The organism is Petrocella atlantisensis (assembly GCF_900538275.1).
Taxonomy (GTDB): domain Bacteria; phylum Bacillota; class Clostridia; order Lachnospirales; family Vallitaleaceae; genus Petrocella; species Petrocella atlantisensis.
The window spans coordinates 1,074,651-1,089,505 of the sequence record NZ_LR130778.1 but is presented as its reverse complement, the minus strand read 5'-3'; the positions used below and the strand labels follow the sequence as shown (position 1 = coordinate 1,089,505).

The 14,855-nt window shown below is 37.2% G+C and carries 10 protein-coding genes and 1 pseudogene; 9 read left to right on the top strand and 2 right to left on the bottom strand.

Annotation, left to right across the window (positions count from 1 at the left end; all coding sequences use genetic code 11):
* The 5 genes from PATL70BA_RS05105 to PATL70BA_RS05085 all read left to right on the top strand — a co-directional run bounded on the left by PATL70BA_RS05105 (position 1) and on the right by PATL70BA_RS05085 (position 6,465).
* Complete coding sequence (locus PATL70BA_RS05105) at positions 1-1,020, top strand: ABC transporter ATP-binding protein (RefSeq protein WP_125136362.1); 1,020 nt, start codon at positions 1-3, stop codon at positions 1,018-1,020.
* Positions 1,010-2,002: an ABC transporter ATP-binding protein gene (locus PATL70BA_RS05100; protein ID WP_125136361.1), complete on the top strand. Its 993-nt coding sequence runs from the start codon at positions 1,010-1,012 to the stop codon at positions 2,000-2,002. The genes PATL70BA_RS05105 and PATL70BA_RS05100 overlap by 11 nt, the downstream gene beginning before the upstream one ends.
* A 253-nt stretch (positions 2,003-2,255) precedes the next feature.
* On the top strand, positions 2,256-3,920 hold the full coding sequence (locus PATL70BA_RS05095; RefSeq protein ID WP_125136360.1) for a peptide ABC transporter substrate-binding protein: 1,665 nt from the start codon (positions 2,256-2,258) through the stop codon (positions 3,918-3,920).
* A gap of 205 nt (positions 3,921-4,125) precedes the next feature.
* A complete protein-coding gene (locus tag PATL70BA_RS05090; RefSeq protein ID WP_125136359.1) occupies positions 4,126-5,658 on the top strand; it encodes an HD domain-containing phosphohydrolase in 1,533 nt (510 codons plus the stop codon).
* A 60-nt stretch (positions 5,659-5,718) separates the two neighbouring features.
* Positions 5,719-6,465: a tRNA threonylcarbamoyladenosine dehydratase gene (locus PATL70BA_RS05085; protein WP_125136358.1), complete on the top strand. Its 747-nt coding sequence runs from the start codon at positions 5,719-5,721 to the stop codon at positions 6,463-6,465.
* 231 nt (positions 6,466-6,696) lie between these two features.
* Here the strand turns inward: PATL70BA_RS05085 and PATL70BA_RS05080 are convergent, their stop codons facing one another.
* Positions 6,697-7,815 (bottom strand): IS1 family transposase, encoded by a 1,119-nt coding sequence (locus PATL70BA_RS05080; RefSeq protein ID WP_125136357.1) that lies wholly within the window; start codon positions 7,813-7,815, stop codon positions 6,697-6,699.
* 227 nt (positions 7,816-8,042) lie between these two features.
* Positions 8,043-9,746: pseudogene (locus tag PATL70BA_RS17200) on the bottom strand (IS1634 family transposase).
* Positions 9,747-10,393: 647 nt separating this feature from the next.
* On the opposite strand from PATL70BA_RS17200, the gene PATL70BA_RS05070 reads away from it, so the two are divergent.
* The 4 genes from PATL70BA_RS05070 (at position 10,394) to PATL70BA_RS05055 (ending at position 14,802) form a co-directional block, all read left to right on the top strand.
* Complete coding sequence (locus PATL70BA_RS05070; protein WP_197715788.1) at positions 10,394-11,374, top strand: sulfurtransferase; 981 nt, start codon at positions 10,394-10,396, stop codon at positions 11,372-11,374.
* Positions 11,375-11,529: 155 nt separating this feature from the next.
* Positions 11,530-13,320 (top strand): FAD-dependent oxidoreductase, encoded by a 1,791-nt coding sequence (locus PATL70BA_RS05065; RefSeq protein ID WP_125136356.1) that lies wholly within the window; start codon positions 11,530-11,532, stop codon positions 13,318-13,320.
* A gap of 2 nt (positions 13,321-13,322) precedes the next feature.
* Entirely contained in the window at positions 13,323-14,108 is a 786-nt protein-coding gene (locus PATL70BA_RS05060) for a (Fe-S)-binding protein (RefSeq protein ID WP_197715787.1), read from the top strand.
* A 16-nt stretch (positions 14,109-14,124) separates the two neighbouring features.
* Positions 14,125-14,802: a TVP38/TMEM64 family protein gene (locus tag PATL70BA_RS05055; RefSeq protein WP_125136355.1), complete on the top strand. Its 678-nt coding sequence runs from the start codon at positions 14,125-14,127 to the stop codon at positions 14,800-14,802.
* The last annotated feature ends 53 nt before the right edge of the window (positions 14,803-14,855 follow it).

Genomic DNA, 14,855 nt, shown 5'->3' with positions numbered 1-14,855 from the left:
ATGAGTAAAATATTAGAAGTCAAAAATCTAAGTACATCTTTTTACACCCATATGGGCGAAGTACAAGCTGTACGTGGTAATAGTTTTTCAATGGAAAAAGGCGATATTCTTGGTATCGTTGGTGAATCCGGCAGTGGAAAAAGTGTGACAGCTCTTTCTATAATGGGACTTATCGATCATCCCGGAAAAATCAAAGGTGGGGAAATCATCTTTAATGGTGAAGTTATTTCCACAAAAAGCAACGAAGAAATGTGTAAAATTCGTGGTAAAGAGATTTCGATGATCTTTCAAGATCCGATGACCTCTCTCAATCCAGTATTTACCATTAGAAATCTGATGGTCGAAGTTATTAGAAGGCATCAAAAAGTATCTAAGAAAAAGGCACTTGAGATTGCAGTTGATAAGCTACGTATGGTGGGTATTCCTGAACCGGAAAAAAGAATCAATGCCTATCCTCATGAGTTCTCAGGTGGTATGCGTCAGAGAGCCATGATTGCAACAGCTCTATCATGCAACCCCAAACTTTTAATTGCGGATGAGCCTACAACAGCGCTAGATGTAACAATTCAAGCACAAATACTGGAGATTATGAAAAAACTAGCCAGTGAGATTGATACATCTATTATGATAATTACCCATGATTTAGGTGTGATAGCAGAAACCTGTAAGCATATGATTGTTATGTATGGTGGTATGATTATGGAAAAAGGCACTGTGGATGAGATTTTTCATAGTCCACAACATCCTTACACAAGGGGCTTGATGAATTCTGTACCCCGTATGGATGCAGCAGCAAAAGAACGATTGGTCCCCATACCCGGATCACCACCGGATTTACTAAATCCTCCAAAAGGCTGTCCTTTCTCATATAGATGTCCTCATGCGATGGAAATATGTAAAGAAGAAATGGCACCGACTTACAAAATAAGTGAAGGACACACATCAGCATGTTGGCTAATCCATGATGATGCACCAGAAGTCGAAGGTTACATAAAAGGATGTGATATTGATGCCGGATAAGAAAGTATTACTAGAGATAAAAGGACTTAAGAAATATTTCACCGTCAAACACAGTATGGTTGAAAGTAAACGTAAATATTTAAAAGCAGTGGATGGTATTTCTTTTGTGATCAATAAAGGCGAAACCTTTGGTCTGGTTGGAGAATCCGGCTGTGGTAAGTCCACAACAGGAAGAGCAATCGTAAGATTGTATGAACCAACGGGTGGCAAGATCATCTATGATGGTGAAGACATTACCAATATTTCACCAAAAGAAATGCTTAAATATAGAAAAAGAATTCAAATGATTTTCCAAGACCCTTATGCATCCTTGAATACACGTATGACCATTGCCGATATTATTGGAGAAGGTCTAGACATACACACCGATATTAAAGGTGAAGCTAGGATGGAACGTATCCATGACTTGCTGACACGCGTTGGACTTAAAAAAGAACATGCCAGCCGTTACCCACATGAGTTCTCCGGTGGTCAACGACAAAGAATCGGTATTGCAAGGGCCATAGCTATTGAACCGGATTTGATTATATGTGATGAACCGATTTCTGCCCTAGATGTTTCTATCCAGGCACAAGTGGTTAATATGCTTGAAGATCTACAAAAGGAGCTGGGCTTAACCTATTTGTTTATTGCCCACGACTTGTCTATGGTTAAGCATATATCGGATAGAATAGGCGTTATGTATTTAGGTCATATGATGGAAATTGCTGAAAGTAATGAGTTGTATGAAAAGCCGTTACACCCTTATACCAAAGCGTTGTTGTCCTCCATACCAATTCCGGATCCACGTGCAAAAAAAGAGGGCCGAATTGTGTTAGAGGGGGATGTTAGAAGTCCGATTGATCCCAAAGAAGGTTGCCGATTTAGTTCCAGATGTCGTTATTGTGAAGAAATCTGCGATGAAGTAACACCAGAGCTTGTGGAAGTCTTACCAGACCACTTTGTTGCCTGTCATTTGGTAAAAAAGATTAACAATCTCTAAAGATGTGGTATAATATAGAAGTGTGAAAAAAATTTTACTGATATTGTTTGTTATGAAGAGCATAACAATTAATATAGGTTAAAATGTCAAACTGCTATAGTTGAACTTGACATAGAATATATAGTTATGAATGTATCAACGTAATCTATATATTTTATGTACTAGAGAAACTTAAGTTTGACACTTTCACCAAGGTTAAAATGTCAAACGGACACTTTAATCAAATATAGAAAACAATAAAAGGAGGAAGAACATGAAAAAATTATTATCATTACTACTTGTACTTGCATTATCTGTTTCATTGTTAGCTGCATGTGGAAAAACAGAAGAACCTAGCACAACAACTGAGACTCCAGAAACAACAGAAACTCCAGAAGCAACAGAAACAGGAGCTGAAAAAATCCTTAATTGGAACGTTGGTGCAGATCCAAAAACCATCGACCCAACTTTGAATGGGGCGAGTGATGGCGGAGACGTTATCAACCAAACTTTTGAAGCTCTCGTTAGAGAAAAAAGCGGTGAAATATTCCCAGGTATCGCAGAATCATGGGAAGTATCAGAAGATGGTTTAACTGTAACCTTCAAATTAAGAGAATCTAACTGGTCTGATGGATCACCACTTACAGCTCATGACTTTGTATACTCATGGAAACGTGGTATGGACCCAGCAACAGCATCTGAGTACTCATGGATTTGGGAGTATACCAATGTTGTAGGTGCTATGGACGTTGTTAACGGTGAAGGCTCATTAGATGACGTAGGCGTTACAGCGGTTGATGACTATACCCTTGAAGTAAAGCTTAATAACCCAACTGACTATATCGTAAGTTTATTATCTTTCTACCACTTTATGCCAGTTAAGCAATCATCTGTTGAAGCTGCAGCTGATGGCGCATGGGCAAAAGATCCTGCGCTTGCAGTATCAAACGGACCATTTGTTTTAACATCATACAAAATTGGTGAAGGTTTAACCTTAGTTAAGAACCCAGAATACTGGAATGCTGAAGCAGTTATGCTTGACGGTATTAAAGGTGTCTTCATTGATGAAGAAGCAACTTCTTACCAAGCGTATCAAAATGGTGAGTTACATTTCATTCCTACAGTACCAACAGCAGAGACTCCACGTCTAATCGCTGAAGATCCAAACTTCTATGTGTTCCCATTACTTGGAACTTACTACTATAACTATAACTTGAATCTAGATATGTGGAAAGACGTACGTGTTAGACAAGCATTCGCATTAGCAATTGATAGAGAAATGATTGTTGAAACATTAGCAGCAGGTCAAGTACCAGCAGCTGGTTTTGTACCACCAGGATTCTTAGATGCTGACGGTAATGACTTCTTTGAGACTGCCGGTTCTTATGGCGTTCCAACAGATGGTAGTAAAGTAGCAGAAGCACAAGCACTACTTGCTGAAGCGGGCTATCCAGATGGAGAAGGCTTCCCAGAATTTACAATTCTTTACAACACAGGTGAAGGTCACCAAGTTGTTGCAGAGTTGATTCAAGAGATGTTCAAAACCAATCTTGGTGTTGAAACAAAGCTTGAAAATCAAGAGTGGGCTGTATTCCAAGACACACGTAAAGTTGGCGACTTTGAACTTTCACGTGGTGGTTGGTTAACAGACTTTATGGATCCAATGGGACTTTTAAGTATTTTCACAACCGGAAACGCTTATAATGATCCTAAGTACAGCAACGCTGAATATGATGCATTACTTTCACAAGCTGCTGTAACAAGAGGTAAAGAGCATTTTGATGTACTTTATGAAGCACAAGAAATGTTTGTAGCTGATATGCCTGTAATTCCTATCTACCACTACACAGATGTTATGTTAGTGTCAGAGAAATTACAAGGATGGGATCGTTCTGTACTTGGTACAGTCGATTTCAGTGGTGCTACATTAGTAGAGTAAGTTATATCTAAATAGAACGTATTAAAAAGCCTGCTTGATTCTAAGCAGGCTTTTTTTGTTCTCTAGGAGCGTGTCCAGCAAAGCTGGCCACTTGAATACTCTAAAAACAGGCTTACAAATTAATAGTAGTATGGTATGATGTTATGATAGGACTTAAGACTAAAATAGACACATTGTACTATTTAATGAATGATTGAGGTGCAAGATGTATAAAACGATGAAACATGTCATCATACTGATGAGCATAGCTGCTATTATTGCCATTGGTATGGGTATTACAATTATTAATAACCAAGCATGGGATGCTTTGGTGGATGAGTATATTGCAGATAAATCGAGGCAGGTTGAGTATTTTGTATCAGAACAAGAACAAAGTTTGTTGGATGTAATCGAGACCAATGCCGTATGGACTGATTTACAAATTGCACTTGATGAGGAAGATGATTTGTGGATGGAGGAAAATGCTACTCAATATATAACGGAAAGCGAAACGATGAACATTGATCTAATTTTTATTAGTAATGAAGATCAAAGTTATATAAGAAGCTACGGAACAGATCTAAAGGATGTAGTTAAAAATTCATCTGCTTTCAAATTAACTCTAGAAGAAAACACTCAAAATGATTTGTTGGTATGGCATGAAGGATATATTGTTTTGATTAAATTAGTACCCATCACGGATAATGAACGAGAAAATCCGGAGGGTGTCTATGGTGTGGGTCGTACTTTAGATCAGACCCAAATCACAAAGATGAAATCAGCGATCGGAGAAAATACGATAGCTAAGATTGACGTTGCTAAGTCACCAAGTTATCAAAATCAAGTTAGTGAAAATTATAGCATCATATCTTGGAGTAAGCTTTTGAGATATGGCAATCAAAATATATATTTTAACATCGATGCGAATGTTCCCATTTATCAATCCTTATTTGTGAATCAAAGAAAGCATATTTTTATTATAGTTATACTATTAGTTGCATTTGTTATTGTGGCAGAGCTTAAAATATTTAGGAAAATAGCAAAAAACCTGGAAGTCACAATTGAAAGCGTCCAAAAGATCTCTAATGGCGACTATAAAAGCAAATTAAAAATTCATGAAAGTAAGTATCTACCTGAGATTACTTTACTATCAGAATCCATTAATAGGTTGTCTTCTGAAATTGAAAATAATATGGAGAAAATTGATAATAAATACATTCAAATGATAGAGATTATCGCCAATGCTATGGAGATTAACGATTCATATACGCACCAACATAATAACTTGGTTGCCGATCATGCACTTTCTCTAGCCAAAGCGATTGGTTTCGAAGACACGGATGCAGTAGAAGTCGCAGGAAAGCTTCATGATATTGGTAAAATAGCTATACCTTATCATATACTAAACAAACCGGGCCGTTTAACAAATGAAGAATATGAGATTATTAAAAAACATCCTGAAGAAGGTTATAAGATTATAAAAGATACAGATTTTAATCAAAAGATTAAAGATGGTATACGTTATCATCATGAATGGTATGATGGAACAGGTTATCCATTGCAATTAAAAGGCGATGCCATACCTCTAATTGCTCAAATTATTGCGATAGCAGATGTATTTGACGCCTTAACCTCCGACCGACCTTATCGAGACGGTATGAGCAAAAAAGCGGCTATAGAGATACTTATAAAAGGTCGTGGGACTCAATTTAACCCAGAGCTTGTTCAGGTATTTATTACACTCGTATTAATCATGTGACAAATAGTAAAAATTCTGTTACATTATGTAGGTAACTTTTTAGTGATTAGGAGTAAAGATATGTTGCATGCATTTTCAAGAACCGAAATGGTCATTGGTACAGAAGGATTAGAAAAACTAAAGCAAAGTAAAGTGGTTATATTGGGCATAGGCGGTGTTGGTTCTTATGTTGCTGAAGGTCTTGCACGGTCTGGGGTTGGGCATTTTATTCTTTGCGATGATGATGAGGTATGTTTGACAAACATCAACCGTCAAATACAAGCCACAAGGCAAACAGTTGGGATGTCAAAGGTGGCCGTTATGAAGGCTAGGATCCTATCTATTAATCCAAAGGCGATTGTAGAAACCCATCCGTATTTATATAACAAAGATTCGGCAGATAAGATCATACCAAAAGATGTGGATTATGTGGTGGATGCCATAGACATGGTAAGCGCTAAAATTGATCTGGCTATACGCTGTCAAGAATATAATATACCTTTGATAGCCTCAATGGGAACGGGCAATAAATTGAACCCGACGATGTTAGAAGTATCGGATATCTATAAGACCAGTGTCTGTCCCCTTGCCAAGGTCATGAGAAAAGAGTTGCGCAAAAGAGGTGTCAAAAAACTTAAAGTTGTTTATTCCAAAGAAATACCCATAAAAACGGTAGATATCGGTAGTGATTGTTCGACAGACTGTATTTGTCCAAACAAAGATCGGACCTGTGATCAGAGGCGGTCGATTCCCGGAAGTGTTTCTTTTGTCCCATCAGTCGCCGGAATGATTATAGCATCTGAAGTTGTAAAAGATCTAATAAAATAAAAAAGCCTACTTAGGCTTTTTTTGTTTATCCTTCTCAAGGAAAGTCTATGCTATGTAAACGATCAAGGAAGTTTCCTGTCGAACCGTTCAGAAATATGAGCAGAGCTCATAACGAAGCAAAGCTTCTTTTCTTGTTCTCAAGAAAAGTCATACTATAGTATTCAGCCTTGGAGTGTGGCAGAATACGTCAAAGACCTTTCCTATCGAACCGTTCAGAAATATGAGCAGAGCTCATAACGAAGCAAAGCTTCTTTTCTTGGAATAATTGATTCTGGACTTAATAATTTCAATAAAGATACTTTCAATATCTTTTCTGGAAAATGGACATCGTCCATGATCAATACGCCAGTTTCGCATATAGGTAAAAAATCCGAGATAATCCTCCAAATATTTAGTTGAAACATTGGCCATATCCTGACATATAAATTTTTGAATGTCAGCGTGAAGCTTAAGAGACATATCCGAAGACGACATACCACTCACATTAAGTTCCTTAAAATAATCTAAGGTTAATATGGCTTTTTCACAGGGTACAGTCTTAGTATTCTGTGGCTCCTCAATTTTTTTACTAGAAAATTCCAAAGGCGTGTGACCATCATCTTCTAAATAGTGCTTCAATGCATTGAAAATATCTTCAGGTTTATTTTTACCCATGCCGATAACATTACATATACAATGTCCTGTGCTATCAACAGCGGTTGCAATGGTTGTAAAAGCAACATCTGTAGCTTCTTTTTTTATTGAAAGCCGGCCGGTCCTTGGTTTTCTTTCTAGTTTCAAATTCTTATAATTGATTAAAGAACGAGACCCTTTTTGTGATTCACGAATGGTGATGCCATCCATATAGACATAGTTGGATAATCTAATTTTTGACATTTGAGCAAGTACATAAATCAGTTTATGACGCCATAAAAATACGGTTTTATGATTGATATTATTACAGCCAAATTCACTTTCAAGTATGGACTGAATATCATTTAAGGAATGGCCGTGTATGGTGAGCTCAAGGAACCTTACCCAGATATCCCAGTGCCACTTTGTTTTTTCAATCACTGTACCACTAAAGAGGGTATAAGTTTTACTGCAGTCTTTACAACGATATCTCTTGATTTCATTACGAATGGCATGAATGGTATGATGGCTTGACCCGCAAGACGGACATGTATTGTTAATGCCGAGTTTTTCCATTCTACTTTGAAAATGAAAGGTGGTTATAAGGTTCAGTTCTTGATGGAAATCTAATTTTTCCATTTGGGCAAAAAGCTGAACAGCATGTTTGAAATCCGGATAAGGAAGTTTCTCAATGAGTTCAAGGAGTGCATGCCGATTAAGTTGTTCAAAGGTTTCCATTGTAGCCTCCAATAATTACTTTTTGAAATATACACATCAACATTATAGCATAAGGATCAAGATTTGGAGAAAAATAAATGATACCTTAGTTTTTATCTAACAAAAAACAAACACCGATTTCTACACTATAGTGCAATTTTTACTTGACTTTGTTATCTACTCCTGTCTTTGACAGTTGTGAAACAGAAAAAGCTTGAAATCCCTTATAAATAGGGGCTTCAAGCTTTTTATATGTCATTAATTTTTGCGTACTTTTTTTTACTTTTTAGTCTTTTGTATATATTTTTCATTTCTTTGTCGCTGACAATCTGATAGTCTGTTCTAAATCCATAGGTATCATGTAGTGCATCTGTAAAATCAGTACGTGTATAGGTCGGAATAAAACCCTGTCCAGGAACGCAATAGAAGTTCATATCCTTTAACTGGCCGACGATTTCGTTCGTTGTAAACTGGTTGTCTAGGTCTTTCTCCAGATATCTATATAAAACAAGTGCTAGAAAACAGGTTGTAAAATGCGCTTTTATACGGTCGTCTCTTTGAAGATAAACAGGTCTTGCTTTAAACTCGCTCTTCATAATTCTAAAACATTCTTCAACTTCCCAACGTCGGTGGTTAATTCTAGCTATTTCAGAAGCATCTTCGTCAAGGTTAGTACATACTGCATAGAAGCCGTCATAGATACTTTCCTCAGCAACAGTATTTGAATTAAGATGGTAAAGTGTCTCTTCTGCAACTTCACCATCACTTGTAACATTGGTGGAAGCGATAAATCGTTTATAATCATTTTGTCTTTTCTTACCTATACTTTTTGGGTTAGTGCTAATGAGTTTTGTGGCACGTTCAAGTTGTTTGTTTCTGATCTGACGTTGATAATAACGGTATTTAAGAGAAAAGGTGACAATCAGTTTTGCTCAAGATCATTCTCTTTAATCCATCTCTCTTTATAAAAGGTCATATTCTTATATTGCTCACAAAGACTTTCATTTTCATCAAACAGGTTTAAATCAAAGGTTTCTTTGGAATCATTGTGCCTCCATCCAGTTGGTTCTAAAGCCCACTCTTTTAAAACTGCTTAAGTTTTTGATGGATTGAGTTGTAATAAAAGAACGTCCATTTATATTATTAAACTTCCTATTTGCATTTGAAGATAAGCCGGCATCAGTACATACAACAAACTTGGATAGTTTGAAGTCTTCGATAATTTGCTTTTCTAAAGGCTTTAGAGTCACCTGCTCATTGGTATTGCCACTGTGAATGTTAAAAGCGAGAGGAATACCATCTCCATCCATAAACAAGCCCATTTCTACAATAGGGTTAGGACGGTTTTCTTTGGAGGGTCCATATTGTTTAAGGCCATCTTCTTGTTCAATCTCAAAAAGTAGTTGGTACAGTCATAATAAAGAATTCGATCATTACGTTTAGAAACTGCTAGACTGTTTTGTAAAGCTGTGATTGTATGAAATCGGATTCCTTAGCGATAACTTCTAAAGACCTGTAAATGTTCTGTAATTCAAAGTTTGGCTGTTCGAGAAGACGTTTAGAAGATTCAAAGGTGCAAAGCTTGGAAGAAGGAAAAGAATTCTTCCGTAAATCAAACGAGAGAGAATACCGTTAAGGTCATAGGTGAACTTGTGCCTTGAAGAAATATCGTTACAAATCTTATGAAGCCCTAACTGGTAATAAATCTGTTGAAGAAAAAGATAGCCACCGTTGTAGGAACGTTGAATCTCTTTATCAATAAGCGTGGATTGCCTAAGCTTGATAATAACCTCACGTTTTTGTTCTTTTTCTTGGCGATTAAGATCTTCGATATACTTTTTGGCCCACTCTATGGGATTAGCACCATTTAGCTTTTTTTCTAAATCAGAATATCTGCCAAGTTTTTCGACGGTTCTAGTTTTTTGTTTTCCATCAACATAAATAGTTTCTATGACATATAATAATTGAACATTTTAGAATTTACAACTTTCAGCCTCATAACAACACCTCCTAATACCCTATATTATATCATAGAACGTAGTAGAACGTAAATGAAAAGAGTAGAATTTGACAAAAAAATAAGCCTAAATAGGCTTGTTATAAGGTTTTCGCTGTTTTAGTTACTTCGGCAAGTGTCAAAGACCCGGTTCAAAGGTTTCCATTGTAGCCTCCAATAATTACTTTTTGAAATATACACATCAACATTATAGCATAAGGATCAAGATTTGGAGAAAAATAAATGATACCTTAGTTTTTATCTAACAAAAAACAAACACCGATTTCTACACTATAGTGCAATTTTTACTTGACTTTGTTATCTAATTAAAGTAAAATTAATTTATCGTTAATTATGTAACCAATAAAACCAAAATAATTGTCATAATACCACGAAAATTTAAGAACACATAGATTTTTTTTAAGGTAAATAAGACAGTGGTTTTATTTTTTTGCTAACAAAGATTGTGAATTATTGCACAAACTATAGATTTTTAAAGCGGATTAATATATCGGAAGGAATATAAGGGGTTTTTTCCGATATTTATTAATATATTAATTGTGATAGGGCAACCTAGACACACAAAAATCAGGAGGAATAGTTGTGAAGAATAAAAAAGTAATCATTTCATTGGTCGTTGTATTAGTTGTAGCAGTTGGCGCATTTATGGGCTGGAAAATGATGTTCGGTGTTCAAAAAGTGGCAGTAGACTCATCCGAGCAAGGTCAAAAGATTGAACAATATGCTAATCCGGATGCATTTATTACACCATTTCAATTAAAAGAACTTATGGAAGATGGTGGCGATGTAGTTGTACTTGGTGCGCTTGATCCAAAAGCGGCAGATGCTCAAATAGCAGGATCATTCACTTTCTGGAGAGGTGATTATTCAGCTGAAGAAAGCGATTATCCATACGGTGGTATGAGTGCAGATGTTGAGAAAATGGAAGCGTTTTTGTCATCTAAAGGTGTAAAAGAAGATACTATACTTGTAACGTATGCTTCAAACAGTCATCATGATGCAGCAAGACTTTGGTTCCAACTAAAAAGCTTAGGACATGAAGATGTTAGATACTTAGATGGTGGCCTGAATGCATGGGCAGGTGCTGGTTATCCTACAGGTGGAAGCAACCCTACAGTAGAACCATCAAATTATAAAGCACCAAATCCAAACACAGAGTTATTAGCAACACTTGATGATGTTATTGCGGCTCTTGATGATGCTTCAGTTGAGATTCTTGATACAAGAGATGCATCAGAGGAAAGCGGTGAAGAAACAAAAAGTGGCGCATTTGGCCCGGGCAAAATTGAAGGCGCAGTATTTATTCCTTGGGAAACAGCTGTTGCAGAAGATACAACTTTAAAAACAATTGATGAGCTTAAAGAAATATATGGTGGGCTTGAAGGGAAAAATGTAATAGCCTATTGCCAATCCGGTGTAAGAAGTGCGCATAGCTTGTTAGTACTTAGCCAAGCTTTAGGTTATGAGAATGTTTTGAACTATGATGGTTCATGGATTGAATATAGCTACGAAGTCTATGAAAAAGGTAATGAGCTAGCAAGAATTGAAAATGGTGCAGAATAATTAACTAGAAAATCAAGTTTGAAAAAAATAAAGTATATACCATCCGGCAACATCTTGGGAACAAGATATTGCCGGATGGTTTGTAATTAGAGAAGAATGATAGTGACACTCAAACTCTAACACCAATACCAACAATCATAGTGGAGGTTAAGGAATTGAATAAAGTCAAATTTAACGAAAGCATTCTAAAGGATGCCGAAAAAATTGTTGATGAGTGTATGGGCGAAGCATCAGCATTTTGTCAAAGCCGTTGTCCAATGCACACAGATGTTAAGAAATATGTGAATCTCATTGGTGAAAAGAAATATGATGAAGCCGTTAAGGTGATAAGAGAACAGTTATTTTTACCCAATACGCTAGGAAGAATTTGTGCTCATCCATGTGAAATGGATTGTAGAAGAAGTGTTGAATATAACCAGCCTTTATCCATAGCAGCTCTAAAAAGATTTGCAGCGGAGCAAGCAGATGATGAAAAGCTATGGGATTTGACCAAAGAAGCAGCTAACGGGAAAAGTGTTGCTATAATCGGTGCAGGTCCCGCTGGGGCACAAGCCGCGATTAATTTAAGCAAATTAGGTTACGATGTTACGATCTATGATAAACTGGAAGTATTAGGTGGTATGATGCGTGTGGGCATACCGGCTTATCGTTTACCTAGAGATATTATTGATTATGAGTACACCTATTTGGATAAATTAGGTGTCAAGTTTGAAATGGGTGTCGAGATTGGAAAAGATATCTCATTTGAGCAACTGAAAAATGATTACGATGCTGTTTTATTGGCTCATGGTGCCCATAAAGGTAATGTCATTCCTATGCCTGGCCATAAGTCAGAGGGTGTTTTCCCTGCTACTGAGTATCTTATGGAAATCAGTTTGACCCAAGCTTTTACAGGCGCAGGCAAACGCATTATGGTAATTGGTGGTGGTGACGTTGCCATGGATTGCGCCAGATCATCTCTTAGAATTGGCGCTGAAGAAGTGTATCAATGTTCTTTAGAGGATTTTGACAACCTTCCTGCATCTGAAGAAGAGATACATGAATCCCTAAAAGAAGGCATTCTTTTTAATGCTGGATGGGGCCCTGTTGAAATAATGTCCAAGGACAACAAAGTAACAGGCATAAAAATGAAACGTGTTAACACCATCTTTGATGAAGCCGGTAACTTTGCACCTACTTACCATAATGAGGAGCGAACCATAGAAGTAGACACAGTTGTTATGGCAGCTGGTCAATTGGTTGAAGATGTAAGTGGTGGTATGCTGGAACAAACACGTGGCGGCCGATTTGTTGTGGATAAAGCAACGTTAGCAACAAGCGTTGAAAACATCTTTGTAGCCGGTGATGCTTGTGGTAGCAACATTGTTGTTGAAGCGATGGCACTTGGTAGAAAAGCGGCCATTAGTATTGACAGAAGCTTACAAGGTGTTGATCTTTTAGCAAACAGAGATCTTAGGCTGGAAGAAGTTTATGATACCAATCTGGAAATACCTTTACCAAAAGGTACAGAGAATCTTCAGCGACTTCATACGAATATGCGTCCTATCCGTGAACGTATAAGAGATTTTGAGCAAGCAGACTTAGGTTTTACAGAAGAGCAAGCTTTAAAAGAGTCTTCAAGATGTTTGTCTTGTGAATGTAAGCTTTGTATGAAAGAATGTATTATGATGAATGATTTTGGTGAGTGTCCAAAAGAGATTATGTTGCCCTTGGCTCAAGGGGGAGAAATGAATGTTCTTATGGCCTATTCCTGTAATGGATGTGATAACTGTACCATTGTATGTCCTCATGAGTTGCCGATGAAGAAGATTTTCGTAGGTGCTAGAAAAGACTACGTTGCAGCCAACGGCGGAGAATCTCCAATACCGGGTCACAAAGCAATTAAGATACATCAAATACTTGGTTTCTCGAAATTCTTCTCAACCAAGAAGCGCGGAGGTAAATAATTATGGCAATTACAATAGACAAGAACAAACGATATGGCTTCATGCCTGGATGTAGTTTACCCTCTTATAACCCAGAGGCAGTTATAAAAACAACGGAGTACTTGAAGTCTGTTTTTCCAAAATTTTCAGCGGTACAAAAGTGTTGTGGTAAACCAACCAAAGCGGTTGGGCAGTATGACCTATTTAAAGAACGTTTTGCAGAACTCCAAAAAGACATGGACGATGTTGGTATTGAAAACATGATTGTGGCCTGTCAAAGTTGTAAGTTGACTTTTGATGAAGCAAGTAAAACGCCTACATTTTCATTGTGGGAAGTGTTGCCACTCATTGGTCTTCCTGAAGGCTTTAAGGGTAAAGCAAAAAATAGTGAGATTGTATTTACCATTCACGATTCCTGTTCAACACGTAATGATCGACCACTCCAAGACGGTATTAGATGGATACTTGACGAATTAGGTTACAAGTACATCGAATCAGAGTATGCTTTTGAAAAAACCAGATGTTGTGGCTTTGGTGGAATGGTTGTACCAGCAAACCCAGAAGTGGCCAAAAAAGTTATGAAACGAAGAGTTGAAACATTGGATTCTGAGAATGTAGTGGTCTACTGTTCCGCTTGCCGTTCTTCTTTACTACAAGGCGGTGCAAAGTCATGGCACATATTAGATCTTGTATGGGGACCCGTGGTACAAGCAGGCGATATGGCACCAGTCGATGTGTTGGCGAAACCGGTCAATTCATGGCTAAACCGATACAAATCAAAAGCCGGCATCAATAAGGCTTTCAAATAATTGGAGGAAATACATCATGAATAAAACAGTAAGAACGCTACTTATTGTAGCAGTACTGGCAGTTGCATTTTTTGCTATATGGAAATCAGGCTTAATCGAGACCGTTTCTGACTTTGATGCATTTAGAGCCATGATTGAACGTGCCGGTTTTTGGGGCTACTTTGTATATGTACTCATTTTTATCGCAGCAGCAGTGTTTTCACTGCCGGCATCTGTTATTACCATAACTGGTGGTGTTGTATTTGGACCTGTATTAGGTGCCTTACTTGCTCTGACAGGGGCTACAGTTGGTGCAGCAGCAGCTTTTCTAGTTGCGAGATACCTTGCTAGAGGCTTCATTGTTGAAAAATTTGGTGAGAATGCTATTTTCAAAAAAATCGAAGCAGGTGTGGAGAAAAATGGTAAAGATTTCTTAATCCTAACCAGACTGGTTCCTGTATTCCCATATAACATTCAAAACTATGCCTATGGTGTGACCAACTTAAATTTTGGTATGTATGTCATTATTTCAGCAATTACGATGGCACCGGGTGCTTTCATTTACGCTTATATGGCAGGTGAGATTGCTGTAAATGGTATTAGTACAAAGTTATTCATACAGCTTATTATTGCAGGGATTCTATTATTTGGCGTATCTCAGATTCCTAAGATTTTGGCTAAGAAAAAAGGCATTGACATGAGTGATATAAAATAATTGAGACTTAATACTGGAATCAGATTATTATCTTTTAGATAATGGTCTGATTC